Annotated in this window: 25 protein-coding genes; 4 read left to right on the top strand and 21 right to left on the bottom strand. The window is 39.4% G+C overall.

From position 1 onward, the window contains the following. Positions 1-3: 3 nt before the first annotated feature. From SFC47_RS05930 to SFC47_RS05915, 4 genes are all read right to left on the bottom strand, one after another. A complete protein-coding gene (locus SFC47_RS05930) occupies positions 4-552 on the bottom strand; it encodes a pyridoxamine 5'-phosphate oxidase family protein (RefSeq protein WP_411253313.1) in 549 nt (182 codons plus the stop codon). A gap of 195 nt (positions 553-747) precedes the next feature. Then, positions 748-1968 (bottom strand): epoxide hydrolase family protein, encoded by a 1221-nt coding sequence (locus SFC47_RS05925; RefSeq protein WP_411253312.1) that lies wholly within the window; start codon positions 1966-1968, stop codon positions 748-750. 335 nt (positions 1969-2303) lie between these two features. After that, positions 2304-2840: a TetR/AcrR family transcriptional regulator gene (locus SFC47_RS05920; protein WP_411253311.1), complete on the bottom strand. Its 537-nt coding sequence runs from the start codon at positions 2838-2840 to the stop codon at positions 2304-2306. Between the two features lie 346 nt (positions 2841-3186). Next, entirely contained in the window at positions 3187-4401 is a 1215-nt protein-coding gene (locus SFC47_RS05915) for a YecA family protein (protein WP_411253310.1), read from the bottom strand. A gap of 156 nt (positions 4402-4557) precedes the next feature. Here SFC47_RS05915 and SFC47_RS05910 point away from each other — a divergent pair, with 156 nt between their 5' ends. Then, complete coding sequence (locus tag SFC47_RS05910) at positions 4558-5577, top strand: phosphotransferase (RefSeq protein ID WP_411253309.1); 1020 nt, start codon at positions 4558-4560, stop codon at positions 5575-5577. Positions 5578-5667: 90 nt separating this feature from the next. Here SFC47_RS05910 and SFC47_RS05905 read toward each other — a convergent pair whose 3' ends face one another. From SFC47_RS05905 to SFC47_RS05895, 3 genes are all read right to left on the bottom strand, one after another. Next, positions 5668-6633 carry an SGNH/GDSL hydrolase family protein gene (locus SFC47_RS05905; protein ID WP_411253308.1) on the bottom strand — a complete coding sequence of 322 codons (966 nt, stop codon included), beginning with the start codon at positions 6631-6633 and terminating at the stop codon, positions 5668-5670. Positions 6634-6799: 166 nt separating this feature from the next. Beyond that, a complete protein-coding gene (gene melA / locus SFC47_RS05900) occupies positions 6800-8101 on the bottom strand; it encodes an alpha-glucosidase/alpha-galactosidase (RefSeq protein ID WP_411253307.1) in 1302 nt (433 codons plus the stop codon). An 89-nt stretch (positions 8102-8190) separates the two neighbouring features. After that, positions 8191-9012: an MBL fold metallo-hydrolase gene (locus SFC47_RS05895; protein ID WP_411253306.1), complete on the bottom strand. Its 822-nt coding sequence runs from the start codon at positions 9010-9012 to the stop codon at positions 8191-8193. Positions 9013-9130: 118 nt separating this feature from the next. Here SFC47_RS05895 and SFC47_RS05890 point away from each other — a divergent pair, with 118 nt between their 5' ends. Beyond that, complete coding sequence (locus SFC47_RS05890) at positions 9131-10219, top strand: hypothetical protein (RefSeq protein WP_411253305.1); 1089 nt, start codon at positions 9131-9133, stop codon at positions 10217-10219. 3 nt (positions 10220-10222) lie between these two features. Beyond that, on the top strand, positions 10223-11440 hold the full coding sequence (locus tag SFC47_RS05885) for an amidohydrolase family protein (RefSeq protein ID WP_411253304.1): 1218 nt from the start codon (positions 10223-10225) through the stop codon (positions 11438-11440). Between the two features lie 57 nt (positions 11441-11497). Here the strand turns inward: SFC47_RS05885 and SFC47_RS05880 are convergent, their stop codons facing one another. The 7 genes from SFC47_RS05880 to SFC47_RS05850 form a co-directional block, all read right to left on the bottom strand. Continuing rightward, positions 11498-12877 (bottom strand): sensor histidine kinase, encoded by a 1380-nt coding sequence (locus tag SFC47_RS05880; RefSeq protein WP_411253303.1) that lies wholly within the window; start codon positions 12875-12877, stop codon positions 11498-11500. Then, positions 12874-13554: a response regulator transcription factor gene (locus SFC47_RS05875; protein ID WP_411253302.1), complete on the bottom strand. Its 681-nt coding sequence runs from the start codon at positions 13552-13554 to the stop codon at positions 12874-12876. The genes SFC47_RS05880 and SFC47_RS05875 overlap by 4 nt, the downstream gene beginning before the upstream one ends. Positions 13555-13597: 43 nt before the next feature. Further along, positions 13598-14290: an ABC transporter ATP-binding protein gene (locus SFC47_RS05870; protein ID WP_411253301.1), complete on the bottom strand. Its 693-nt coding sequence runs from the start codon at positions 14288-14290 to the stop codon at positions 13598-13600. A 1-nt stretch (position 14291) separates the two neighbouring features. Beyond that, complete coding sequence (locus tag SFC47_RS05865) at positions 14292-15326, bottom strand: ABC transporter permease (protein WP_411253300.1); 1035 nt, start codon at positions 15324-15326, stop codon at positions 14292-14294. 34 nt (positions 15327-15360) lie between these two features. Next, complete coding sequence (locus SFC47_RS05860) at positions 15361-15699, bottom strand: hypothetical protein (RefSeq protein WP_411253299.1); 339 nt, start codon at positions 15697-15699, stop codon at positions 15361-15363. A 74-nt stretch (positions 15700-15773) separates the two neighbouring features. Beyond that, positions 15774-16748 (bottom strand): NAD(P)H-dependent flavin oxidoreductase, encoded by a 975-nt coding sequence (locus SFC47_RS05855; protein WP_411253298.1) that lies wholly within the window; start codon positions 16746-16748, stop codon positions 15774-15776. A gap of 209 nt (positions 16749-16957) precedes the next feature. Then, positions 16958-17458 (bottom strand): adenylyltransferase/cytidyltransferase family protein, encoded by a 501-nt coding sequence (locus tag SFC47_RS05850; RefSeq protein ID WP_411253297.1) that lies wholly within the window; start codon positions 17456-17458, stop codon positions 16958-16960. Between the two features lie 217 nt (positions 17459-17675). Between SFC47_RS05850 and SFC47_RS05845 the strand changes: the two genes are divergently transcribed. Beyond that, on the top strand, positions 17676-17780 hold the full coding sequence (locus tag SFC47_RS05845) for a YjcZ family sporulation protein (RefSeq protein WP_411253296.1): 105 nt from the start codon (positions 17676-17678) through the stop codon (positions 17778-17780). A 107-nt stretch (positions 17781-17887) separates the two neighbouring features. Here SFC47_RS05845 and SFC47_RS05840 read toward each other — a convergent pair whose 3' ends face one another. The 7 genes from SFC47_RS05840 to SFC47_RS05810 all read right to left on the bottom strand — a co-directional run bounded on the left by SFC47_RS05840 (position 17888) and on the right by SFC47_RS05810 (position 26849). Next, complete coding sequence (locus tag SFC47_RS05840) at positions 17888-19885, bottom strand: acetoacetate--CoA ligase (RefSeq protein ID WP_411253295.1); 1998 nt, start codon at positions 19883-19885, stop codon at positions 17888-17890. Between the two features lie 30 nt (positions 19886-19915). Then, on the bottom strand, positions 19916-20719 hold the full coding sequence (locus SFC47_RS05835) for an enoyl-CoA hydratase/isomerase family protein (RefSeq protein ID WP_411253294.1): 804 nt from the start codon (positions 20717-20719) through the stop codon (positions 19916-19918). A 302-nt stretch (positions 20720-21021) separates the two neighbouring features. After that, a complete protein-coding gene (locus SFC47_RS05830; protein WP_411253293.1) occupies positions 21022-22200 on the bottom strand; it encodes an acetyl-CoA C-acetyltransferase in 1179 nt (392 codons plus the stop codon). Between the two features lie 209 nt (positions 22201-22409). Then, a complete protein-coding gene (locus SFC47_RS05825; RefSeq protein ID WP_411253292.1) occupies positions 22410-23294 on the bottom strand; it encodes a VOC family protein in 885 nt (294 codons plus the stop codon). Positions 23295-23344: 50 nt separating this feature from the next. Then, positions 23345-24937 (bottom strand): bifunctional 3-(3-hydroxy-phenyl)propionate/3-hydroxycinnamic acid hydroxylase MhpA, encoded by a 1593-nt coding sequence (gene mhpA, locus SFC47_RS05820; RefSeq protein WP_411253291.1) that lies wholly within the window; start codon positions 24935-24937, stop codon positions 23345-23347. Positions 24938-25109: 172 nt separating this feature from the next. Further along, a complete protein-coding gene (locus SFC47_RS05815) occupies positions 25110-26087 on the bottom strand; it encodes a fumarylacetoacetate hydrolase family protein (protein ID WP_411253290.1) in 978 nt (325 codons plus the stop codon). Positions 26088-26135: 48 nt separating this feature from the next. Beyond that, positions 26136-26849: a FadR/GntR family transcriptional regulator gene (locus SFC47_RS05810; RefSeq protein WP_411253289.1), complete on the bottom strand. Its 714-nt coding sequence runs from the start codon at positions 26847-26849 to the stop codon at positions 26136-26138. Between the last annotated feature and the right edge of the window lie 151 nt (positions 26850-27000).

Genomic DNA, 27000 nt, shown 5'->3' with positions numbered 1-27000 from the left:
CCATTACGCGCGATCAGTATGAATAGTCCTGCCTTCATAGAACATACGATTGAGGTCAACTTCTTTCTCTTTAGCAGAAACGTATGCTGCGGGTAATTTATAAATAAATGTTTTACTTCCTAAGGGGGAAACATATCGTTCCAAATGACTCTTTCCCAGCGGTCGATCATAATACCCTGGTACATATTTGTTCAGCATGGCCTGCATAGCTTCTGTTGCTTCGTTGATATTGGTTACACTAAGCAAGGATCCTTCAATGATTACACTCATATAAGCTGTATCTGTTAGGGCAGGTATCGGGTTGGTAATGGTCCCATAGCTTGCGCTTACGGTGAAACAGGCAAGAGAGTTATTCTCGATGTAATCTCCTTTTCTTCCTGATCCTGATCCATGAAAATAGATAGAGTTATTCAGCCAAACAAAATTGAGTGGAACGACATAGGGAACATCTCCTGAAGATAATCCGAGATATCCAATTTGGGCATTTTCTAGAAAGTGATGAATTTTGTGAGTGTCAGTACATTCGCGTATCTGATTGCGGATTGGAAACATCGTAGTCATCTCCTTTTAGCCTGTTTGTGGTAATCCTTTGAATAACGATGGACTAATTTTTATATTAAAAATGCAGCCCTAAACTTTGTTAAGGGCTGCATTGCTTATTTGTTCATATAATACAGCGATATAAAAGATAAAGAATTGCTTACTATTATTTAGATATTGATTAACTTTTGAGAAACCTTAGGGTTACTATCGCAGCGACTTGAATGCCGTTCGAAGTTCTGAAGTCATATGTTCTGGCTGCTCCCAAGCTGCGAAGTGTCCTCCCTTAGGAAGCGTGTTGAAATGAATAAGATTCGGGTAGGCTTTTTCTGTCCAGCTCTTCGGTGCTACATACATTTCGTCTGGGAATACGCTGACAGCAACCGGGAGCTTGACGCCTTTGACTGCGAAGAAGGAGATTCCGGCAACGGTGTTCTCCCAGTAAAGACGAGACGCAGAAATTGCTGTGTTCGTAAACCAGAAGAGCGTAATATTATCGAGAACGTCATCACGCGTTAGGCCTTCTGTGACTCCTGCAAAAGATCTAGCGATCAAGGCATGGCTTTTCCAGTCGTGGTCAATCATAAAAGCTGCCAAACCGATAGGTGAATCCACGAGCCCTGTCAGAGTTTGCGGACGTGTTCCCATTTGAAAGGCGTAGGCAAATTTATTCTCGCGAATCTGCTCGCACGCCTTTTTCTCTTCGTCTGTGAGCCCTGAAGGCAGCGGGTTGCCGGACCAGATCGCAGCATCAACTTCAGGCGGAATCACTTCAGGCATGTTGGTGTGGATTCCGATTAATCCTTTAGGTTCCTTGACGCCCATGAAGTTAACAATGATTGACCCCCAGTCACCGCCCTGTGCCACATACTTCGTATATCCAAGGCGAGTCATCAGCTCTCCATAAGCACGTGCGATGCGTTTAGGGTTCCACCCTGTTGCCGTCGGCTTGTCCGAAAACCCATAGCCAGGCATCGATGGAATGACAACATGAAATGCATCAGAAGTACTTCCGCCATAAGCAGTTGGGTTCGTAAGCGGTTCAATAAGCTTCATTTGCTCGATGATTGAACCCGGCCAGCCGTGTGCAATAAGGATTGGCATTGCATTTTCATGCTTCGAACGAACATGAATGAAATGGATATCCAGACCGTCAATCTCGGTTAGGAATTGAGGGAAGGAGTTAATTCTTGACTCGACCTTACGCCAGTCGTATTCATTCGCCCAGTAACGAGCGAGTTCTTGAATCGTTTCAAGTTTCGTACCTTGCGATTGATCAGAGACCGTTTCCTTCTCTGGCCACCTTGTTGCGTTAATGCGTCTTTTTAGTTCAATAATTTCTTCCTCCGGTACATTTACATGAAACGGACGAATTTCGTTCTTTTCTGCAGGGTGTTTAATACTTTGTTGTTTTGTCCTTGTTGTCATATGTTTATCTCCCTTTGACTAATATTTGATTTCTAAGATGTGTGGTTACGGGTACCGAGTACCTCGTTATTGATTTCGAGTAATCGGCCTGTCCAAGATATTTCCATGATTCCTCCTTCTGAAACAAATTTAGCACATTCAAGAACGAACGGTCAAGAATAATTTTTGAACGTCCTTTCTTGAATGTTTATTACCCGATTGACTTATTATCGTAAAAAAAAAATCGTAAGGCCTGTCCGCCTCACGATTTTTATTAATGTCTATATTACTAGCAAAATGTGATTCAATTGTTGATTTCGCTTTTGATGCAATATGGGTATTCATATTGTTCCATATTAATCCGAACGTTCTAATACCGACAAGTTCATTTCAACAATTTGTTTTAATTTTTCCTTGTCCGATATCGTCTTAACCATAACACGAAGTCCTATTAATGCATTAAGCAAATAATAAGACAATCCTTCCGCATTAAGAGACATAGAAAATTCTCCAGATTGTTGGCCTCGAACAATAAGATCATGTATTAACTTTTCAGTATGGGACCATCTCAAATGAACCATCTCTATGGCCTCAGCATCATGTTTTGCCAACTCAACAGCAGTATTTACTATGAAGCACCCATTAGGTAATTCTTCTTTTTGATGGATAGTTGTTTCAAACAACACTGTGATTGCCTCCTTGGCAGAACGTGTATCAGCCATAAGTTGCATTACCGATTGATCCAACATTTCACTATAGCGTTTCAATGATTTGTGATACAAGGATTGTTTATCGCCAAAAGTATCATACATGCTCCCTTTATGAATCCCCATATGTGAAACTAGTTCCTGCATAGATGTCTTCTCATAACCTTGCTCCCAGAATAAGCGCATGGCTTTAAGCAGAGCAGCATCTTCATCGAATTCCTTTTTCCGTGCTATTTTACTTCTACCTCCTTAATATGTGATACCAACGATTCTGGCACACCAATCTATTTACGAGGAAATCTGGTTCCTCGAACCTGCATTCTAATAAAGATTATCCTTTTGATTTTTGCCATTCTTTTACAATCAGCTATATTAAATATCATAACATAAAAAAATTATTTAGGAATACATGGGGACGATTCCGATATGAACCCAAAAGTCAGATTTTCACTCTAACTTTCGGGGTGCAATCCATTCTTTGGTCTTGTTTCACCTCATTTGGACCAAGAGAACCGTCCCCGTGGACACCCGTTCATCTACCACAGCATTTTTTATATTTCTCCCCGCTGCCGCAAGGGCATGGCACATTCCTGCCTATTTTAACAACTTTATCGCTATTACTATTGTTTGGTTTAGCGGTTGGCAGAGGCATTAATTGTTTTTTCTCTTGTGCACTCAATTCTGCTGGTGTGTATCCTTTAAGAAACCATTGTCTCGTGTTATTCATTAATTGAACAACTTTATCCATTAAAGCTTGAACGGTTTCTAAACTATCAAATTCAAATTGATTACTTAGATATTTTAGAATTTCATTAGGACCATGACCAATTCTTGTTGCATATACACACTCTTGTACAATCTGGTCAGCTTCCACTTTATTTATTTCAAATTTCTGGATTAGAAAGTTCACTAATTGTGTATAGTTTATATTCCTCTCAACAAAAAACGGTTCACCTGCTGTTACCAGCTGCTGTTTTGTAAAAGGATAGTAAGAAACTGTTTGTCTCGCTTGATGTTCCTGTAAAACTTCCTTCGGTTCTGTCACTACTAGTGTAGAATAACCAGCCTCGTTACTATAGTTTTCCTTACGATAAGTATTGGCATCATATATTACTTCAAGATATTCTCTTACGTTTATCTTTGTTTTTGTATGACTTTCCAGCATCTTTAGCAGGTTTGATAAACTCAGTGTTCCATAATAATATAAAAGACCGTTTGTAAGTTTGATCCACTCAGTATTTCGAGAAACCATCGCCTTGATATTCATATTGTGATCTAAGGCTATAATGGATTCGATAAGATCATTCGGAACAGCCAATAATTTCTTTCCTTCAAAACTACCCGTAAAAATCAAACCGGTATCGCGAAAGTACTCAATTTCATTCGGTTCTATGTCCGGTGCAATGATTTGACCGCGATTACGTGCAATAGTAGTAAGAATATTAAATCGTTCAAAATCCCATAAAGAGACAATATTCTCTAGATTCGATGGAATCCTCTCTGCCAACAAAGCAATCAATTCAGATTTCTTCAAACTACTTGCCTTTTTAATATCTAACTTTTTTCTTATATCATCCAGGTCTGCTTTTGTAAAAGAACTTAATCCTTCAAGAAGTGTAAAAGGAAACACCCTTACGTCCCAGTGTTTTTGGTATTTCTTTTCCTCCATATCACTTTGCATTTTTTTAAGTCCATTGAAGATTATCAGCATGTTTTTTTCTAATTGTTTATCAACTTTATTGCTCATACTATACACCTACTCTATTTACCTAGTATATAGTGAGGATACACCAAATACTTTAACTCCACAACATGATAGTATTTTGCTATAACTAACTTTCATGGGTGAGTCACTATGATATACTTTCAACAGAGACATACAAAAAATAAAGGATTTTAAAAGATGATGGAACAAAAGAACTTATACATAGATGAAATACTTTCCCAATACTTCCCAGCAGGCAGCTGGGTAATACGGGTTGGGCAAAGTGGTGCAAACAATACAACACGATTTGTCACGATGAATGATGAGGAATACGTACTCCGCATTTACGAAACCCATCAGGATATAGAGAAGGTAATGTATGAGCATACAATCCTGGATGCTCTAGCGGAATTGCCCCTGCCTTTTTCTATTCCAATGCCTGTGCACACGAGTGACGGCAAATCAATCGTTAAAACTAAGGATGGGAAGATTGCTGGTTTATTTCGGTATTTGGATGGAGTAAACCCTGCACTAGATGAAATGGCCGAGATTCACTCTTATGGAAGAACAGCTGGACTTTTGTCGGCTTCGCTAGCCCAAGTACAAATCAATCAGGAGCCTGCCTACAGGCCATATTATGAGATTGACAACACTCATCCTCGTTGTTCTTTACAGGATGTTTTAAGCTTTTGCATAAATCCTCCAAAGGAATTTTCGGAACTGACAACTGACTTACAGTTAATTTACGCGCAGCTCACTTCTTTCATGGAAATGATTCCTTCTCTAAGGCAATTGCCGCATCAGCTTGTACATGGAGACTTAAACGCATCTAATATTCTGGCCAATAAAAAGGGAGAAGTCTTTGCACTCCTCGATTTTGAGTTTGTTACGAATGATTTACGGGTAATGGAGCTGGCCGTCTGCTTATCAGACTTTATCCAGCCTAGCAAAGTTTCAGATATTACATGGGCAAAAATCAATGCATTTCTTACCGGTTATGGGAAATCACTAGGATTGACAGAAGCTGAAATTGAAGCAGTTCCTGTTCACATCCAACTCAGAAGCCTCGATGTTTTTATTCATTTTTTAGGTCGATATTGGGATCAGGTAAGCTCTAAAGAAATTGTTAAAGAATACATCCAAAAATCTGCAATACGATGCAAATGGATTGTGGAACATAAAGATAAATTGCTCTCTTTATGTCATGCTCATTTGTAAAAAAACAAGAGGACGGTTTATTGGTTTGCATTAAACCAATAAACCGTCCTCTTGTTACACGGGCGAGACAATAGAACCATCCCCGCGTTCCTATTGTGCCACCTCAACTGAGTCGATTTCCGTTTCTTTATTGGATTCCTTCAGATATTCTAATACTCGCTCGGCCATGAGTTTATATCCGCTTGAGTTTGGGTGGAATTCATCTTCTGCCAATAAGTCTATTACTGAGTTACTAAAAAGGTCTTTTGTTGGAATATACGCTGCATTCTCGAATTCTCCTGTAAGGGCTTCGCCGGCACTATTCCAATTGTCTATTATTATTTCGAGCTCTTTGATTTCACCAAAATGCCTTTCGAAGGGATTATAAAAACCGATTAAATAGATTTGAGTGTTTGGATTCAGCTCATTGATCTTGTTAAAAATGGCTTCTAAACGCTCAGTATATTTCAACCTTTCCTGTTGGAAGGGTTCCATCGTTACATTCATAAAATTGGATTTTAATACCTTCATAATGTCATTCGCACCAATGGTAATGAGTACAATATCAGCGTCCTTGATGGCGTTCTCAATGTCTTCTTCTTTTAGCCGCTTCAGTAATTGGTCGGATCGGTTACCCTTTTTCCCAAAGTTTTCTACGGTGACATTTAGGTTATGGTCTTCAAACGTATGATTAAGGATGCCGACGTAACCGCCATTCTCTGTTTCATCCCCAATTCCTTCCGTCAAAGAGTCACCGATTGCTACAATCTTTTGATCTTTTTTGAAGAAATCTAAGGCAATTTCCACTACTTCCCGAACTCTTTTCTTTATTTCTTCAGTAATGGGTTTTTCCTCATCTTCCTCCGGTACAGTTTGTACCTCTTCTGCTTCTGGAGTTTTTTCAACGGGTATTTCAACAGTATCTTCTGATTGTTCTTGATTAACCGAAGCAATGGCCTTTACAGTTTCCACCTTTGCTTGCTCATGCTCTGGAAGGAAAATATATATAAAAACACTGACTAATAATAAAATACCCATAATCAAACTTATCATCGCTGTTCGTTTTTTTCTCTGCAAATTCACCACACCTATTAAAATTGTAATCTTATAATATAGTTTATTCATTTTATCATGACAGGCAACATTCCGAAAGACAACAAATATTAGAAATCAAAAGGGACGGCTCTTCAGACTGCCTCCGTCTATTAAACGAAGACCCTGTAAACCGTCCCGACAATTATTTTTATGATAATGGAGGCAGCCAGCTTCCGTGTGCCTCAATAAGGTCATCACACAATGAAATCATATCATCGATGGACAATTCTGCACTTGTATGTGGATCGAGCATCGCTGCTTGATAAACAGCATCCCTTTTTCCGGTGATGGCAGCTTCAATGGTTAGAAGCTGTGAATTGATATTAGTCCTATTAAGTGCAGCGAGCTGTTCTGGTATATCTCCTATAAACACAGGCATGATTCCGCTTCTATCCACCACACAAGGTACTTCAACACAGGCTCTTTCTGGCAGATTACTGATTAACCGCCCGGTGTTTAGTACATTTCCGCCAAATTTAAAAGGGATATTTGTTTCCATAGCTTCTATTATTCTAGAGCCATATTCCCTGGACCGAGTATGAGTGAGTTTAGTATTATTCACCATCTCCTGCCGCATCGACTTCCAGCCTTCAATTTGTTTCACACAGCGGCGGGGATACTCATCGAGCGGAATATTATATCTTTCAATAAGTTCTGGGTACCTACTCTTAATAAAATAAGGATGATATTCTGCATTATGTTCCGAGGATTCTGTTACATAGTATCCAAACTTATCCATTAATTCGTAACGAACCATATCATGGTGTTTTGATTTTTGCTTAACACGAGCGCGTCTCTTAATTTCCGGGTATAAATCCTGGCCATCCCGTCTCACCTCTAACAGCCATGCCATATGGTTTATTCCCGCAATTTTCTCTTCAATTCCTTCATGATCGATGCCCAAATCCCTAAACAAGCGCTTTGTACATATTTGAACACTATGACACAGCCCCACGGTTTTTACATTGGTATAACGAAGCATCACTCCAGTCAGCACAGCCATGGGATTGGTATAATTCAAAAACAGCGCATCTGGACAAACCTCTTCGATATCCCTGGCAAAATCGAGCATAACAGGAATGGTTCTAAGAGAACGAAATATACCGCCAATCCCAACAGTATCTGCAATTGTCTGGCGAAGACCATATTTCTTTGGAATTTCAAAATCAATTACCGTACTAGGCTCGTAACCGCCGACTTGAATCGCATTAATAACATACTTCGCCCCTCTTAAGGCATCCTTTCTATTATCATACGATTTGATTTTAATGTTTTTTTGGTAATGATTTTTTAAATTTGTCAACATATTCTCTGAATCTTGTAACCGCTGTTTGTCGATATCATAAAGGGCAAATTCAAATCCTTCTAATGCTGGAACGAACATACAATCACCCAGTACATTTTTCGCAAAAACCGTACTTCCCGCACCCATAAACGTAATTTTTGACATCCCGTAACATCCTTTCCGGCAAAAACGTATCCTTCTCTATTCGATCTCTCTACTAGTCTATTTCTTCTGTATGAAGATTATTAGAAGAATTAGGGTGCGTCATGCTGTTCGTTTATGATGGATGTTACAATATGAAGTGAATCCCATTCTCTCCCCGAAAATTTAATAATCGGGTACTTTTTAGGAAATAGTCTATTACGGATCATTTCTGGTGAATCCCCTTTTTCATGGAGCATTAAAACTTCTTCTGTCAAGGAAACTAAGTAATTTCGTTTTCGTTCAAGGGCTCGGCGTCCATCCTCTACAAACCCTGCGTGACTGCAGAAAACTTCTTGAAAATCATAGGTTAATACTCTCTTTAAAGATTGGATAATAGTAAGGATATTCTCTTCTGCTAAGATAACTTTTGTCATTTCATTTACAAACAAATCCCCTGTAAATAACTGACCAGTTTTTCGGTTCAAAAAGGCTTTATGATCAAACGCATGTCCAGGGGTATCGATTACATCCCATACAGCATTTCTTGAGGTGAAAGTTTCTTGAATGGCTTTAGCATGGAAGGGCTTTCTTCTCCCCCAAAAGAATTGGCGATAAAAAGGATAATCTGCCCGTTGTGTGCAATATTCAATACTCTTTTCATTGAGATACAAGGGAATCTGCCTTGTTTTTTCAACATAAGCACCACAGCCTGTATGATCCTCATGAAAATGAGTCATCATGACCTGGTCAAAGTCAGCACCATCTATAAATGGTTCAAAATATTTATGTAAAGACTGTGAACCCGTATCAATTAAAACACCATCCACAACATAACTGTAAACATTTAAAGAAAAATTTTGGATCTTTACTTCCCCATTTAAATACGAAACTCCATTCTTTTCACCCAAGGTTGCTTTTTTCTTTAAAAACATTACTCTCCGCCCCTTTCTACTAAACCAAAATATACCATATTTTTCCCTTAAATCGAATGACAGGCACAAATATTTCGCCCATACATACTTTAAATAAAAATGTCGGGAGGTCATTTCTATGGAAGATAAACAAGCTCCGCTTACCAAGTCCCAAAGAGCGAAATGGCAGACCTTTGAAGGTATTGGTATATTGTTAGTCTTTGGTTCCTTGCTCCTGCTCTTATTTGCACCTAATTCCTTGTCCAGCCTTTTTGATACCATTATTAAAGAAGTAAAACCGATTGTGGTAGATATATTTCTAACAAGTGAAGTCGGAATTGCGATTATTGTAAGCGTTATCGTTGGACGTCTTTTGGAGCGATTGGGGTTTACAGACGGGTTAATTCGATTGTTTGTTCCGATTATGAAGTGGTTCAAAATCAATCCGTCGGTCATCATCCCAAGCGTATACAATATCCTTGGTGACATTAATGCTGCCGGCAAGATCTCTGGTCCAATCCTTGTCAAAGCCAACGCAACCAAAGCCGAGCAAAAAATAGCAGTCGCGACGATGATTCAATCGCCGCAATCCTTTGCTACCTTTGTTCTAGGGCTCATCGCACTATCCGCATTTAGCATTAATGCCTTTCCACTCGTCATCTTATCTATTTTTGTACCCATTATTGTTGTACCGGTCCTCCTATCAAGAACCATTTATCGTGATACCAAAAAGGTGGAACTTGAAGAATTGCCGCGATTTACACCGACTACAAAATTTTTGCAAACAATCTTCTCATCCGCCAAAGAAGGTGTTGAACTGCTTTTCTTAATCATCATCCCAGCCGTGGCAGCCGTCTTTTTCTTTATCGGAGCCTTAAAATTTATCGGTGTCTGGAGTTTCATAGAATCCAGTTTATCCTCTATTCTTACGTTCTTAAGTATTGAACCTGCTACCGGTATTGTGTCCATACTCGCTGCTCCGACACTGGCAGTTGCTCAGCTTGCGGAACTCTCCAGCACCATCGACCCGCGGTTAATTGTCGGTTCCTTTGTGTTAGCCAATTCCGGGCTCCCATTATCTGTTATCTTTGGCCAGGTGCCTGTCACCTGGGCAGAAACATCGAGTCTAAATGAGAGAGAAACCATAGAGGCTGCGATTATTGGCATGGTTCTAAGATTTATTACGGCTTGTGTATTGGGGTATTTTTTAACTCCATATTTGGTGTGATGAATGATGAATTACTTAATTCGCAGTAAAAAATTAGTAACAGTCAGTCATTTAGGGACTTTAATACATGGAGCTATGGTGATTGAGAATGGAAAAATCGCAGAGATTGGCCGCTTTGAAAGTTTAAAGGAAAAATTTCCTGATCTCGATGTAATCGATTGTTCTGAATATGTGATTACACCTTCATTGGTAGATTGTCACACTCATTTACTGGAATTTGCACCAACTTCACTATATCCGGTGACGCCAGAAACTCATTTTGCTGCAGGAAAAGCGATTCTCTTCCAAGCATTAGCAGCAGGTATTACGGCACTGGGCGAACAAATTTGCGGCCACCCGCTTTGTGATTTTTCAAAGGAAGATTATCAAAAAGCCGTACTCGATCTTCCTCTCGATGTTTCCTTTGCCACCACTAGTATTTCGATTGGTTTCGAAAACTTGGCCCATTTTACTGCCATTACACAATCCCGCGGTGTTACTCAATACGATCTATCCGACCCCGTCTTAGTTCAAATGATTGCTCATGAGAGTGACTATCCCGGAGAAAATATCTTTATCAATGCAACACCAGCAAACTTTACCGTAAAAGAAGTCCCGCGGGCAGGAGAAATCATCTACAATCTTAAGGAATTAAAAAAGATTGTAAAAATTTATCATCAGGCAGGAAAACAAATAGGCGCTCATGTTGCTGGTGAAGAAGGGATCAACCTCGCCTTAGAGGCGGGAATAGATGTCCTGCACCATGCACATGGAATTACAGATGAACAAATAGACATCGCAGCAAAACAGGGAGTCGCAATCGTTGCAACCCCTATGGGCGGTACACATTTACAGCCAAACTCTCCTGAAGAAATTCTCAAATTCGTTCAAAAAAACATTCCTGTATCCATCTCAACAGACTCCTATCTCCCGCCATACCTTAAAACTTCATGGCTTCCCTTTCAAGACCAAGCATTAAAAGGTCCAGACGTCTTAATGCTGATTGCCGAGCCAGCTATGCAGCTATTAAAAAAGCATCACTACGATGAAAATGAAATTCTAGCACTACTAACAGACAATCCTGCTAAGCTATTAGGAAAAGGGAATACCTTCGGCAGGCTGGAGCCAGGATTAGATGCAAACTTCTTAGCAGCCGAAGGAATTCCAGGACTAGAAATTACAGAGATTGATCAGATAAAAAACGTTTTTTATAAAGGTGTTAAAGTGATCGATCGGAAATAATTAAAAGTGCCAGTACCCTATCAACAAAATTTGATGGTGCCTGGCACTTTTTTCACTTTACAATACAGGCAGTTTTATTATAAAAGTAGACCCTGCTTTTTCTTTACTCTTTACCGTAATAGTCCCGTTATGCAGTTTGACAATGCTAGATACAATCGAGAGTCCCAAACCTGTCCCCTCGACACTTCTTGTCCGGGATGTATCTGCCCGGTAAAAGCGTTCAAAAATCCTTTCTGCTTCCCTATCGTTCATTCCAATCCCTGTATCAACAAACGTCACAATGACTGACTTTCCTCTTTCTTCCATCGATATCTCTATACTTCCATTAGTTACATTATATTTGATTGCATTGGATAAAAGGTTATCCCAAACTGTTTCCAATAAGTCAGGGTCTCCCAGGATTTCGATATCAGGTATGGAGAAACTAAGCATTAGCTCCTTTTCGCTAATTGCCCATTGGTAATTTCGAATTAATCCTCTGATTTGCTCACCAACATTAAACAATCTCTTCTTCACTGCCTCCTCATTTCGATCTAATGATGCAAGCAGCAATAATTGTTTGGTTAGGGAGGACAGCCTTTTAATTTCTCCATTAATTATAGAAACGTATTGAGTTCTTAGGGCTTTGCTTATTGAATCATTATTCAATAGATTACTATATCCTTTTATATTAGAAAGAGGCGATTGGATATCATGGGAGATATTTGAGATAAATTCCTTTCTTACATCATCCATTTGCTCTAACCTTCTGGCCATTTGCAAAAAACTACGAGAAAGCTGACCTAACTCATCGCCACGTTTAACATCCAAATTCACATGATAATTTCCATTTGCTAAAGACTTGGTTGCTGTTGTTAGTGTAGAGATAGGTTTAATGAGAAATTTTGTGAGAATCAGTACCATCAAGATGGTCAAGGAAATGGCTAATAGCAGGATCCATCCAAATAAAACATGCATTTCTTTGAATAGAAATTTGATATCCGGCCGGATAAATAGAGCATAGCTCTTCCCATTATGTTCTAATGGAACACCTATCGTGTTCTGGAGTTCATTGGCAAAAAATCCTGTGACAAAGGTTTTCCGCGGAAAATCAAGGATACCATGATAAATGTCCCCATTTATTACACGCTGAATTGTTGAACGGGGAAGGATTTGATCTCTGAATCGTTCTCCAAAAAAGTGTCCATTTCCACGGGTGTCGACTAAATATAATTGATATCCCACTGCAGATATATTCTCTAAATAGTTTCCTAAGTTTGTCATTGGATGTTCTTTTGCAAAGGCGGCAATGTTTAAAGCAATTTTTGTGTTTTTTTGATCATTAACTGGTTTTACTTTTTGGTGGTAATAGGAATTGGAAACTAAAAAAGCAAGGATAAAACTGATCAGCATCATACTTGTAGTTATGACAATAAACTTCACATATAGTGTTTTCATATCCGTTGGACCTCCAAAAGATATCCAACCCCGCGCACTGTTTTTATCTGAAAATCATCACTGCATTTGGAAAAGCGTTCCCTTAGTCTTTTTATATGAACATCTATGGTTCGCTCATCCCCTTCAAAATCCATTCCCCAAATTTGTTCAATTAAGTGTTCCCTAGAAAATACCTGCTTTGGATTAGAAAATAGATACGATAAAAGTTCAAATTCCTTTAAGGGTAATAAAAGGGTTTGATTTTCAATCTGTACCTCGTAGTTCTTTTTATTTAGAGTTGTACCTCCAAACCGTATAACCGATTGTTCTGCACGTTGATCATACCGGCGTAACAATGCTTTTATTCGAAAAAGTAATTCCATTGGTTCAAAGGGCTTAACCAAATAATCATCTGTTCCCGCCAGAAATCCTTGCTCCTTATCCTCAATTTGGTTCCTTGCAGTTAAAAGAAGGACAGGAATATCATACTGTTTTCGAATTTCCCGTGTTAGTTCAAAGCCATCCATGAATGGCATCATCACATCGACTATTGCAAGGTCACATGCTTCCTTCTTAAGTATTTCCAACGCTTCAACTCCATTCCTTGCTTGTACTGCACGATAGCCTTGATTGGTTAGTTGAATAGTGACCAGATTTACTATATGAATGTCATCATCGACTAATAAAATAGTTGTCATATACGTTCTCCCATAATCTAAAGTCCTGCTAAATAATCCTATCTTACATTCTATTGTTACTCTTACAAACCTGCCCATCAATCATCCTCATGATACAATCAGCAAAGGTGAGCATTTCCTCGTCATGTGTAACCATTAAAGTCGTAAGGTTCAGAGTTTTGGTTAAATCACGAATGAGGTTCATTACCTCTCTTGACCTATTTGAATCCAAACTCGCAGTTGGCTCATCTGCGAACAGAATCCTGGGTTTATGGATAATCGCACGAGCAATGGCAACCCGCTGTTTTTCTCCACCAGATAATGTTGATGGATAGGCATATTTTCGATGTTTCATTCCAACTAAAGAAAGGATGTTGTCCATTTCCTTCTTTTGATCTCGCATGCTTATTTTAGTTTCTGATACCTTAAGCATTAGCATAAGCTGCTCTTCTACGGTGAGGAAAGGTACCAAATGAGATGATTGAAAGATAAATCCAAAATTACGTGCCCGAATTTCCCTAACTTCTTCTACATTCATAGTGGTCATATTTTTCCCCTCGAAAAGTACCTGACCCTCTGAAGCAGGCTGTAGTCCTGCTGCGATGGTTAGCAGTGTACTCTTACCAGAACCCGAAGCCCCTACTAAGGCTGTTATTTCACCTTCTCTAAGAGAAAGATTAATACCTCTAAGTATTTCTTCCTTTACTTCCCCATTTTGAAAAGTTTTTCTAACATTCTCGATGGTAAATCGTTGCATATTAAACCTCTCCTTGTTGAATAGCTTGTAATGGTTCGATTTTTTTAATCTGTATACCAGAAATAGTTGCTCCAATAAATCCAATCAATAAGAAGATGAGTGATAATTGTACGGATGTTTCAATGGTCAAACTAAATGGCATCTCTTTTGGTGCAAGCATGTTAAAAACCTGACTAAGTGTAATCGATATAGTTAATGCCATGATAGTAATCATGATCATTTGGGTCCACATTATCGAAAACAATGTCCTTGTTTTTACCCCGATTGCCTTTAAAATACCGTATAGTCCGATTTTTTGAACATTCATCATATAGAAAAAGATCCCGAATAACATTCCGCTAATTACAACTAAGAACCAGATAATCATATTTAAAGAGGTCTGCTCAGCTTTGTAGCTGGATATTGTATTAAGGAATTGTTTCTTAGTAAACCATTCCAATTCTCCGGATGATTCAGATGTAGTTTCTCCTGGTGTAAAAATCAATTGCATTTCATTGACACGGTACATTTCTTTGTAGTCTTCGAGATTGATATAGGCAACCGGAGCATGGCTGAATTTCTTTTTGTCCACAAAACCTTTTACAATAAACTTACCGCTATACTGGTTGTTGGTTAGGGTATCTCCTATCTTTATCCCCTTTTCTGACATAGACCGGTCTAATACAATTTCTCCCTTTTTGACATTTACAAACCATTTTGATTCAGTCGACGTAACAAATGCGACACTTCTCTGCTTAGCTTCATGGTCTCTTAGAAAACCCATTTGAATGGAGAATGCAACAGCATTATTTTGCTTCTTTAATAAGTGGTCCTGAACACTATTATTGATTCTTGAAAGATTCATCGTTTGATCACTGTCTTTTGCCATAAAAAAAAGTCCATTCGGTAAATCTTTTATTAATGCGGCATTGTCCTCTGACAATCCATTGGCCAAACCAGATATGATAAACGTTAATAAACTCACGAGAAAAACAATGGAACCTAAAATCAAAAATCTACCTTTATTTCTCTTCATTTCTTTCCAAGCCATGTTCATCTTACTTCCTCCAATCTCTATTTACAGCATTATTTTATAACTGGATTGTGAACGGTTGATGAACAATGGAATACATTTTTGGAGGTTGTACCTTTATTTTGTAGAACCTGTATGGTTTTTTGTAGAACCTGTAGGCTTTTGTGTAGAACCTGTACACTTTTGTGTAGAACCTGTACGCTTCTCTGTAGAACCTGTACACTTTTGTGTAGAACCTGTACGCTTCTCTGTAGAACCTGTACACTTTTGTGTAGAATCTGTACACTATTCCGTTGAACCTGTACCCTTTTGTGTAGAACCTGTACACTTTCACGTAGAACCTGTACACTTTCACGTAGAAACTGTACACATCCCTATAGAACCTGTACGGTTCCACCTACCAAACTGTAAACATCATCAAAATAAAAAGTGCCAGGCACCAATCAAATTGGTGGTGCCTGGCACTTTTTTTCATACGAAAGCTTGGCTCGTTCGGATAACCCTCTCTCTTGCTGCAATATACTCTTTATGAAGCTTTTCGACATACTCAGCCGTTGTCCTTACCTCATTAATTACGCCAATCCCCTGGCCGCTTCCCCAAATATCCTTCCAGGCCTTTGCCTGTCCGCTGCCGCCAAAATTCATTTTCGATGGATCGCTTTCTGGAAGCGCATGTGGATCCAACCCCGCAGCACGGATGGACGGTGCGAGATAATTGCCATGGATACCTGTGAAAAGTGAGCTATTTACAATATCATCGGAGGTGCATTCTACAATCGCTTGCTTATATTCTTCCGCAGCTCTTGCTTCGTGAGTAGCAATGAATGGTGAACCAATATAGGCGAAATCTGCTCCCATTGCCTGCGCTGCGAGTATGGCATTTCCATTAGCAATCGATCCCGATAAAGCTAACGGTCCATCAAACCACTGGCGGATTTCCTGAATCAATGCAAACGGACTCTTATCGCCAGCATGTCCGCCAGCACCAGCAGCAACTGCAATCAATCCATCTGCGCCTTTCTCAATCGCTTTGTGAGCAAATTTGTTATTAATTACATCGTGGAACACAATTCCTCCATAGCTGTGTGCGGCGACATTGATTTCTTCACGGGCTCCAAGTGAAGTGATAATGATAGGAACTTTATATTTCACACATAATTCCATATCATGTTCAAGCCGGTTATTGGTCTTATGGACAATTTGATTAATAGCAAATGGCGCTGCCGGTCGCTCTGGATTTTTTGCATTGTAAGAGGCTAACTCTTCTGTGATTTCTGCGAGCCATTCATCAAGCTGTGCGGCCGGCCTTGCATTTAATGCTGGCATAGAACCAACAATTCCTGCCTTACATTGCTCAATAACGAGTTTCGGATTACTAATAATAAAAAGTGGTGAACCAATTACGGGAAATCTCAATGATTTTAGGATTGATGGAATGTTTGACATGGACTACCTTCCTCCATTCGACTCTAGTTTTATCAGTTTAATAATTAATAGAAAACTATTAATATTTCTATTATACAGAAAAACTGTAATATTATGGTTATATAATTTTTAGAAATAGATTGTTTTTCGTCGTTATTCCGACCAAAAAATCAGATAGAATCTGTCCTCTCTCCATGTACTAAGGCTGACAATCAACCACCAACATTCAGTTATTCTTCAAAATAAGGTTTTACGACATCAGGCAGGTAAGACCAATGGTGATGAACCCCTTCTGTTCGAATAGCCGTTGCTGAGATTGTTACATGTGAGCGGCTGGGATCAATGAGGTAATGCTTGGCACCCGGATAATTCTCCTCAAAGATTGCGCTATAATCAGTCTCTGAACTAAATACATAATCGATCGGTTTTCCGATTGCTTCCTTAATTAACCGAGCTCCTTCTTTCCAGTCGTAATCGTCATTCCCTTGATCATCTTCAACCGATAATACTTGTACATGCGGCATATCCTTCGTTAGCTCAGCCAGCCAGCCTATACGGATGGATGCTGGAACGTACTCCATTTTGGTGTCTACACACAATTCTCTATCACGCTTCTCACTATGCGACAAAATCACATAAAGCTCATCTACATTGGAAGCAGCCTGGACAATGGCATGCACATGACCAAGATGGAGCGGCAAAAACTTGCCTCCAATAAATCCAACACTCATCTAAAACACCTCTTATTAATATGTATGATTCCAGTTCATTCACTCAATATTGGAACAAATTGCTACTGGTTAATTAAAATATATTCCAGTATTTGTTTTTACTCAAGAAAATTCTGAAAAAAAAAGCCCAAAAGCCACCGGTCCTCGAAACTTTAGTATCAAACTATAGGCATTTGTCATAGAATGTATTCTTCCCAGAAAAAGGAGGTTCTCACAAATGAGTTCAGAATATGGAATAGGTTTAAGTTTACCTTTAATCATCATCCTGTTTATCCTGTTAATTATTATAGGTGCAGTGTTTTGGTATGACGACTGCTGCTAGCGTGGCACACTTTGCTGCTGAAGACATTAAGGCAGCACAATAGATAGAACACACATAAATATAGCCTAGAGGCGATATCCTCTAGGCTTTCCTGTTCAATTTGATAACTATAATACAATGTCCCCTGATTCTATATATCTCTGAAACTCAACGAAATATTGTAATGAATCTGGATTTAGTAACGAATCAGCGTTAACAGCCTTATCGATGGGAATTCCCATTAAAATTTTCTTAATCGGCACCTCAATTTTTTTCCCGTTTAATGTTTTAGGCAGTTCTTTTACACTAAAAATTTCATTCGGTACATGCCTAGGAGAACAGTTACTTCTTATCGTTTTGTTAATATGTGATTTCAATTTCTCTGAAAAAGGAGTACCCTCTCGTAGAACGATAAATAATGGCATGTAGGATTGCTCACTCGTAATTGGTATGTCCACTATTATACTATCGAGCACTTCCGGAATACTTTCTAAGGCACTATAAATTTCACTTGTCCCCATCCGAATTCCGCCCCGATTAATCGTTGCATCTGAACGGCCGTACATGATTCCCGATCCTCTAGAAGTAATTTTAATAAAATCACCATGCCTCCAAACATCAGGGAAAACATCAAAATAACTATCTTTGTAACGAGCCCCATTCTCATCATTCCAGAAATATATCGGCATTGATGGCATCGGTTTTGTCACCACAAGTTCCCCAATTTCATCTACTACCTCTTCCCCGCGATCATTAAAGGAAGTAACCGCTACCCCTAAGGAACGAGCTTGTAGTTCTCCAGAGTATACGGGCAGTAACAAACTTCCCCCTAGAAAACCTGAACAAATATCAGTTCCTCCGGTAGTTGAATAAAGCCAAATATCTTTCTTCACTTCTTGATAAACCCAATCAAACCCGCTTTCAGGCAATGGTGAACCTGTTGAGCCAATGCCCCGTAAATGTGAAAGATTAAACTTCTTTGGGTTCACCTTTGATTTCATGTTGGCCACGATAAAGCTTGCGCTTGTGCCCATCATGGTCATTTGGGTAGATTCCGCAAACCTCCACAGTGTTTCATCATCCGGATAGTTTGGATTTCCATCAAATAATAAGACCGTCGCACCTGTAAGCATACTTCCAACACCAATGTTCCACATCATCCAGCCTGTTGTTGTGTACCAAAAGAATCGATCTTCTCTTTTTAAATCCATTTGAAGTCCGAGGAATTTTAAGTGTTCAAGCAGGATTCCCCCTTGACTTTGAACAATGCCTTTTGGTTTTCCAGTAGTTCCGGATGAATATAATATCCATAGGGGATGATTAAAAGGAACAGCTTCAAAGGTTAATGGAACATTGCTGTTTTCTTTGATAACCTGATACCAAAGAACAGAATTGTTTAAACCTGATAAATCAGGCTGCTCTTGCAGATTAGGGATTATTATAGTTTCTTCCAAAGTAGGGAGTGCACTTTGAATTCTACCAATTAATTCAAGGCGGTCGTATTTCTTTCCTCCGTATTGATAGCCATCAGACGCAAACATTACTTTTGGTCCTATTTGTTTAAACCGATCAATCACACTCTGGATGCCAAACTCCGGTGCACAGCTTGACCATACCGCTCCGATACTGGCACATGCCAAAAAGGCTGTCACCGTTTCATGAATATTCGGTGCATACGACACAACCCGGTCACCCGGCTTTACCCCTTTTGACCTCAAATAGCCTGCAACGGCAGCTGTATTCCGTTTTAGTTCTGCCCATGAAAGTTCCTGCTGGTGACGTGTTTCCGATTCATAAATAATCGCAGCTTTATCTTTCGTTTCATTCCTAAATATATGTTCTGCATAGTTTAGTGTTGCCCCTGAAAACCATTCGACATCTGGCATTTTACCTCCAGACAATACCTCATCATAATCACTTTTGGCCATAATCTGATAATAATCCCAAATGGCAGCCCAAAATCCATTTACGTCAGTAACAGACCATTCCCATAATTGATTGTACTGTTCAACCTTTAGTCCACGCGTTTCATTCAGCCAAGTCATAAACTGTTTTACGTTTGACTTTTCTTGAATTTCACGTGAAGGTTCCCAGAGTAAATTTCCACTAACATTGGCGGTCTTCATTTTTTCTCCCCCAATCAAAATCAATCTAACTTATTTAGATGTAATTTTTTCTTTTAAGAAGTCAGCCTCACGTTTTTCTAAAAAAGCGGCAATCCCTTCTTTTCCCTCCATACTGCTTGCTCTCTCAGCAAGCACTAAAGACTCCTTACTCATTTGCGACTCCAATGTTTCTTGCAGCGAGTGATAAAACAGCTTTTTTGTTTCTCCATATGCATTCATTGGTCCTTTTGCAAGATTCTCAGCTAACTCTAAGACCACCTCTAATAATTGCTCACCGGCAATAACATGGTTGATAATACCCCACTCACTTGCCTCTTTTGCATTCAATGCCCGATTTGTATACATTAACTCAATTGCCCGCCTCATCCCGACAAGACGCGGTAAGAAATAACTTCCTGAACCATCAGGTGTTAATCCAATCTTGTTATACGCCATGACAAATTTAGCATGTTCAGCAGCATACGCCAGGTCACAGGCACAAACGAGACTCATTCCGGCACCTGCTGCCACTCCATTCACCGCTCCAATAAAAGGTTTATTCATTCTAGTAAAATAGGAAATTGCTTGATGCAGATAGGCGGTAACACTTTTTAGATGAGAACTGATTTGTTCCCCTTTTTCTGCAAAGCTTCTTAAATCCCCGCCGACTGAAAACTTATTTCCAGCTCCTGTAATCACTACTGCCCTAATTTCTTCGCTCTCAGAACAAAATATTGCAACATCCATCAGTTCCTTTGCCATTTCTATATGAAGGGCATTTCCAGCTTCCGGACGGTTTAATGTGACAATTCCCACATGATTTTGGATCGTTAGCTGAACAAATTGATTTTCCATATTTAAGCCTTCTTTCCTTTCAATGCTTGATTTTTCTCACGAAGATCCGATGAAGGACTAATCTCACTGAGGATTCTCCTGAAGTGTCCTTCATCATGCTTATGAAGGACTAATCTCAATGGAAATTCTCCCGATTTGTCTTTCATCACGCTTATGAAGGACCAATCTCAATGGGAATTCTCCTGATTTGTCTTTCATCATGCTTATGAAGGACTAATCTCACTGAGAATTCTCCTGATTTGTCTTTCATCGACCTTACGATAATCACCAATAAAATTTAACAAAGGTTTTTAATAAATTCTTTATACCCTTTCCAAAATCATCGCAATACCCTGGCCGCCGCCAATACAAAGTGAGGCTAATCCATACTTTACATTTCTTCTTTTCATTTCAAGTGCTAATGAATATGTAATTCTTGTTCCGCTTGCACCAAGCGGATGTCCCAAAGCTATCGCTCCGCCATTGACATTGACTTTCTCCCTATCTACGCCTAACTCTTTCAGAACAGCTATAGATTGTGCAGCAAATGCCTCGTTGAACTCAAACAAATCAATATCGCCTAAGGATAATCCCGCATTTTTCAGTGCTTTTAAAGTTGCCGGAACTGGTCCAATTCCCATTATTTTCGGGTCAACACCTGCTACTCCCCAGGAAACTATTTTTGCCAGCGGCTTTAAATCATGTTCAAAGACATACTCTTTGGATGCTAAAATAACGGCTGCCGCGCCATCGTTTATACCACTAGCATTTCCAGGCGTGACACTGCCGTCCTTCTTAAAAGCTGGCTTTAGCTTGGATAAGCCTTCAAGTGTTACACCGTCTCGAATATATTCATCCACCTCAATGACTAACTCTTTGCCTTTTCTATCTTTCTTCACAATAGGCACGATCTCTTCTGCAAAACGTCCAGTATCCCTAGCTCTGATTGCCTTTCCCTGCGAATCAGACGCAAATTGATCCTGTTCACCTCGAGAAATCTCATATTTCACCGCAAGATTTTCTGCCGTCATTCCCATTCCGCAGCCAACATATTGATCAATAAGTGACTCCCACAGCATATCAATGACCACAGGTGCTTTATTTGGCGATCCAAAACGGGTACCTTTTAATAGTTGAGGAGCTAAGCTCATATTTTCCGTTCCGCCCGCAGCAACAACTCTTGCTTCTCCTAATGCAATTGTCTGTGCACCAGTTACGATTGACTGAAGTCCAGAACCGCATAAACGATTTAAGGTTAATGCAGAAGATGACTCTAGCATTCCGCTTTTCAAACCAATATGTCTTGCCAGATAAGCAGCAGCCTCTCCCGTTTGAATCACATTACCGAACACAATTTCATCAATATCTGATGCTGAAATCCCACTTCTTTTAATGGCTCCCTTAGTTGCTGCGACCCCAAGATCAATATCGCTGACATCCTTTAAAGACCCGCCGAAGTAACCAAAAGCCGTTCTTGCTCCATCTACGATATACGTTTCCATCTATTCTTCCCCCTACTCATTACATTTTGATTTACGGATGAATGACTCTAAAACTATGAATCATCCCTATTCCCTGTCCAATCTCACAAAGAATTTGCACATAAATAAATAATAAGGACCTGATTTCTATCCTTTATAGGATATTCGTCAGATCCAATATGAACAAAAGCTTATCAATGGTATTCTTTATTTCTCAACATTTTACTTTCTTAAATCTTAGCCAAGTCCATTTCAAATTCTGTTCCCCAAGAACTTAATGCTTCCCAAACCTTTGGCTTCATAGGCAGTTCCTTATGCCATGGGCGCGGTTCGAAAATACCAAGTTCCGGAATATATTGGTCCATATCTGTATACAACTCAACCACATTTTTCTCCGGGTCATGATGATAGGTTGCAATATTATGTCCTGCAGTATGGCGGGAAGGACCCCAAAGAATTGGATAACCCTGCTTCGCTAAGAAATCTGAGCTGGCATATTGATGGCTGGCATCTTTTAATTGGAAAGCGATATGATGTAAGCGTGTCTCGTCTGATGCAATAATATTGAGAACATGGTGATCATTGTTACAAGTTAAGAAATTTGCAAAGCCTTCACCAATTTTATCGGTGAACGCAAAACCTAAAGCATCTTTGTAAAATTCAATTGTTTCTTTAAAATTGTTCGCATAAAACGCAACATGTCCTAATTTATGAGGTACAATCCCAGAAGAACCAAAACCAACTGTTGTTTGTTTCATCTCTGTAAATAATTCAATACTATTTCCTGCCGGATCCTGTAACTCTATCAACCGTGAAATACCAGGTTTTGCATCCACTTTTATTGTAGAAGCTATTCCTTGTTTGTGCAGCTTCTCCTGTACTTCTTCTAAGCTGAGATTACCATTTAATTGATATCCATAGCTGCGGATACCTGTTTTTTCAGAAGGCGTAATGACGATATTATGATGATCTAGCGCGTTACTCAAGTACGTAACGCCGTCCACTTCTTCTGAAATACGATAACCCATTGTATTTGTATAATAATCCACCATTGCTTCACCATTTTTCGAATAAAAATCAACATACACTAATCTGAATACACTTACAGTAGACATTTCCCATTCCTCCAATTGGTTTTAATTTGGTAACCTTCAATAGAATCTGATTAGCTCAATGATGGAATCTTAAAAGGTTCGAACTGGTTTGATAAATCCTCAATGAGTAAAGGCAAGTCTGTTAAGCTCTCTGCCCCTCCAAAGATATAGAAATCTGGACGCACCACAACTGCTTGAAGACCTGTTTCATTAAAATACTGTTTGTATTTTCCATCCACATCGACTGCTATATCAGATAATCCCTCTTTGCCGCCATCTGCAGGTTCTGAAATTTCAATAAATTTAGCACCGATAACCTCTAAAAACTCCATCTGCTCCTGACTTAATACCTTCTTAGCATCATTTACAGGACTCAAAATGCTCCATCCTCTTCCTACTACATCATCAAACAATCCTGTTTTTCCTCTGTACTCTACCTGACCTTGAAACGAAAGTTTTCCCGTGTATTTATTATTTTTCCCATCCTTAGATTGATAGAGGAAGCCGCTTGTAAGAAATGGGAATTCCGGAAATTCAGGGACACCGCCTGTAAAGAATACCTCGTCCCTTTTTTTAGCTTCTTGTGGATCTGTTACACAAATGACAGTTCCTAGAAACAAGGCTGCTTCAACCACTTCACGATTATGAGGTTTACGCTCTTGTGTATATGTTTCTAGAATAGAATCTGCAGCTTTTCCACTTAGAATAAGATCTAGCTTCCATGCAAGATTCATAGAATCCCGGAGACCAGAGCACATACCCTGCCCCATAAACGGCGGCGTTAAGTGCGCTGAATCTCCTGCTAATATAAGCCGTCCTTTTTGCCATTCATCCGCCCATAATGCCTTAAATGTATAAACGGCATGCCGTTCTAACACAGCATTACTAGGATTGATATTCCAAGGTTCAAGTAATCGCCAGGCGACATCTTCATTGTTCAAATCCTCTTTTGTCTCCCCTGGAAGAGCCATGAATTCCCAGCGTCTTTTCCCAGGACCGCCTGAAACAACTGTGGTAGGACGTGCTGGATCACAAAGCTGCAAATTCATCGGGTTCCATTCTCTTTCTTCTTTCGTAACAATATCCACGACAAGCCAATCTGCAGCAAATCCAAGGTCCGTAATTGTAGTATCCATATTTTTACGAACAAAACTGTTCGCACCGTCACATCCAACAACGTACTTTGCATGAATAGTACGAACTTGCCCCTCAAGGTCCTTTACCGTAAGTTCTACATGATCTTCATATTCCTTTAGCTCAATGGCTTCATTACCCATATTTACATTTACTGCTGGCAGATTACGGCAAGCAGCATCCATTACTTTTTCAAGCTCTGGCTGATTGAAAAATAAATGTCCCGGCCACCCAGAAATGCCTTCTTGAGAAAAATCGAGGGCCAATAATAATTCCCTTTCTGCATTTCGCCATTCATATAAATCAGGAACTGGCTGCAGGATTCTTTCTATTTCACTTTTTGGAAGAATCGATTGTAGCATTCTAGCAACCTCATCATCCAAATGAACGGCACGGGGAAGTGGATAGGCTTCAGAAAATCTTTCATATACCCCAACATTCCATCCCTTTTGACCAAGTACTGCAGCCAAAAGCTTCGCTACTGGCCCATAACCAACAATTGCCACGTCAACCATTTCTTGTTTCATCATCCACACCCCTATACAAGTTTTCTCAAATTTAATCAAATTTCCACTTTGTAAACGCATACATTATCTTAGAAAATAAAAACTGATTTTTCATTTACATGGACGTTAAATTTATTTATGTAAGAACTAGAGGCTGCTGGGACGTTAATCCCAGCATTTATAAAAATTTTTAATTTTAGGAAATTGCTACTTTACTAGAAACTACTTTATTTACTTGCTCACCTAGATCAATTCTTCCGTCTTTACTCTTAATCTGGCAGCGAATAACATCGCCATCATTCAGATATTTACCGGTCTTCAATTGACTTTCAACAAGCAAATCTATTTTTTCCTGGTAAGGAACCAAATGACTTGATATTTGTCCTAGTATTTCTGGAGTAAGAGTGAGGGCTACTCCGCCAGTTGTACCGGTAATAACCAAATCACCTTTTGAAAGGTCCATTATTTCTGATAGCTCTGTCAGAGTTTCAGCAGGTTTGTATAATAATTGATTCGTATTTGCGGATTGACGTAATTCACCATTCACCCACAGATTTAATTCGAGGTCATGTATAAGCGGAACCTCTTCTTTATCAAGTAAGTATAAATACGGTCCAGTAGGTCCAAACGTACGGTAGCTCTTTCCTTTTAACCATTGCCCCTCAGAGAGTTGTACATCTCTTGCAGAAACATCATCCATAATCACAATCCCTGCAATATATTGATGAAGGTTTTCGTCTGTCACTTCAACGGATGAAGAAATCTCTGTTCCAATGACAAGCCCGAGCTCAATTTCATAGTCTAATAGCTTCACATGTGACGGTCGAATAATTTCTGTATTTGGACCACAAAGTGTGCTATCTGCTTTACTGAAAAACATATTATAAGGCGGCCGTGCTGCTTCCATTCCAGATTCTGCGCGATGAGAGGAATAATTGGCACCTTGGCACACAATTCTTGCTGGTTTGGTAACTGGGCTTAAGATGGTCACTTCATTTAAGGATAAAGATTCACCTTGTCCTTGTTCCTTTAATGTTCTAGCTTCTTCAACACCCTCTTCTAAAAATTGAGCTAGAGAAGAATAGTTATCCTTTAATGCCAAAATACGATTATTTGAAACTACTCCCCACTGTTCTTTCTGGTCCTTTTCAAATCTTACTATTTGGATACCCAACAATAACTCCCCCTAATTTTTGTGAATTTTTTGAAGTTCTTAGAGAAACTAAGAATATATTTTTTCCAAAATCCTTTTAACCCTCAGGATTAATTCAATCATTTTATCATGTGCCAATTTTTCATCACGCAACATGATGGCTTCATAGATCGAACGGTGTCTTTCTAATACTTCGGTGGTCGGAGTATCGAATGGAGATTCTGGATAATTCTTCGCTGCATGCAGTGTTTTTTCCCGGCTAAAGACAAGCGCTTTCCGGAGCGTTCGAACGGTATTGATGATTAAATCATTGTAAGAAGCACATAAAATTCTTTCATGAAAATCATAGTCCGCAATCGCCCATGCCTTTTCATCTCCGATGGATTGCTCAAGCCGGTTGAAAGCATCTGTAATGCTCTCCAGATCTTCTTGTGTTGCCCTTTCTGCTGCTAAAGCCGCTGCCATGGGTTCCAGCCCCATTCTAACTTCGGTTAAATGCAGCAGAAAATCTCGATTATTCTCATCTTCTAGTACCCAGTTGATGAGTTCTAAATTCCACCATTGCCATTCAGACCGAGGAAGTACAATGGTACCAGCTCTTTGATTCGATCTCACAAGCCCCAAAGTGGATAACGTTTTAAGGCATTCACGGACTACCGTTCGACTGACATTATATATTTCACCTAAATCCTCTACCTTTGGCAGGATTTCCCCTTGTTTTAACTCACCGGTTACTATTTTTCGTCCAAGCTCGCTGACTAATTGTTCGCTTCTATTTTTCATAAGTACTGACACTCCTATCCTTACTATGTACTTACATTACCACAACACCAATGGTATTCCGACTTTTTGGGATAGAAGTTTAAAAATGGATTCCACTAAATTTGAAAGCGTATCCATTTTAAGTCATATGTCTAAAACACCCCCTCTTGAT

Source organism: Neobacillus niacini, from assembly GCF_046591715.1.
Taxonomy (GTDB): domain Bacteria; phylum Bacillota; class Bacilli; order Bacillales; family Cytobacillaceae; genus Neobacillus; species Neobacillus niacini_L.
Note: the sequence above shows the minus strand (reverse complement) of the source record. Positions and strands in the feature narration are given on the sequence as shown.

Bases quoted from the DNA above. Each gene is read 5' to 3' on its own strand.
- SFC47_RS05930 (WP_411253313.1), bottom strand. From the start codon at position 552: ATGTTTCCAATCCGCAATCAGATACGCGAATGTACTGACACTCACAAA.
- SFC47_RS05925 (WP_411253312.1), bottom strand. From the start codon at position 1,968: ATGACAACAAGGACAAAACAACAAAGTATTAAACACCCTGCAGAAAAG.
- SFC47_RS05920 (WP_411253311.1), bottom strand. From the start codon at position 2,840: ATGCGCTTATTCTGGGAGCAAGGTTATGAGAAGACATCTATGCAGGAA.
- SFC47_RS05915 (WP_411253310.1), bottom strand. From the start codon at position 4,401: ATGAGCAATAAAGTTGATAAACAATTAGAAAAAAACATGCTGATAATC.
- SFC47_RS05910 (WP_411253309.1), top strand. From the start codon at position 4,558: ATGATGGAACAAAAGAACTTATACATAGATGAAATACTTTCCCAATAC.
- melA (WP_411253307.1), bottom strand. From the start codon at position 8,101: ATGTCAAAAATTACGTTTATGGGTGCGGGAAGTACGGTTTTTGCGAAA.
- SFC47_RS05895 (WP_411253306.1), bottom strand. From the start codon at position 9,012: ATGTTTTTAAAGAAAAAAGCAACCTTGGGTGAAAAGAATGGAGTTTCG.
- SFC47_RS05890 (WP_411253305.1), top strand. From the start codon at position 9,131: ATGGAAGATAAACAAGCTCCGCTTACCAAGTCCCAAAGAGCGAAATGG.
- SFC47_RS05885 (WP_411253304.1), top strand. From the start codon at position 10,223: ATGATGAATTACTTAATTCGCAGTAAAAAATTAGTAACAGTCAGTCAT.
- SFC47_RS05880 (WP_411253303.1), bottom strand. From the start codon at position 12,877: ATGAAAACACTATATGTGAAGTTTATTGTCATAACTACAAGTATGATG.
- SFC47_RS05875 (WP_411253302.1), bottom strand. From the start codon at position 13,554: ATGACAACTATTTTATTAGTCGATGATGACATTCATATAGTAAATCTG.
- SFC47_RS05870 (WP_411253301.1), bottom strand. From the start codon at position 14,290: ATGCAACGATTTACCATCGAGAATGTTAGAAAAACTTTTCAAAATGGG.
- SFC47_RS05865 (WP_411253300.1), bottom strand. From the start codon at position 15,326: ATGAACATGGCTTGGAAAGAAATGAAGAGAAATAAAGGTAGATTTTTG.
- SFC47_RS05855 (WP_411253298.1), bottom strand. From the start codon at position 16,748: ATGTCAAACATTCCATCAATCCTAAAATCATTGAGATTTCCCGTAATT.
- SFC47_RS05850 (WP_411253297.1), bottom strand. From the start codon at position 17,458: ATGAGTGTTGGATTTATTGGAGGCAAGTTTTTGCCGCTCCATCTTGGT.
- SFC47_RS05845 (WP_411253296.1), top strand. From the start codon at position 17,676: ATGAGTTCAGAATATGGAATAGGTTTAAGTTTACCTTTAATCATCATC.
- SFC47_RS05840 (WP_411253295.1), bottom strand. From the start codon at position 19,885: ATGAAGACCGCCAATGTTAGTGGAAATTTACTCTGGGAACCTTCACGT.
- SFC47_RS05835 (WP_411253294.1), bottom strand. From the start codon at position 20,719: ATGGAAAATCAATTTGTTCAGCTAACGATCCAAAATCATGTGGGAATT.
- SFC47_RS05830 (WP_411253293.1), bottom strand. From the start codon at position 22,200: ATGGAAACGTATATCGTAGATGGAGCAAGAACGGCTTTTGGTTACTTC.
- SFC47_RS05825 (WP_411253292.1), bottom strand. From the start codon at position 23,294: ATGTCTACTGTAAGTGTATTCAGATTAGTGTATGTTGATTTTTATTCG.
- mhpA (WP_411253291.1), bottom strand. From the start codon at position 24,937: ATGATGAAACAAGAAATGGTTGACGTGGCAATTGTTGGTTATGGGCCA.
- SFC47_RS05810 (WP_411253289.1), bottom strand. From the start codon at position 26,849: ATGAAAAATAGAAGCGAACAATTAGTCAGCGAGCTTGGACGAAAAATA.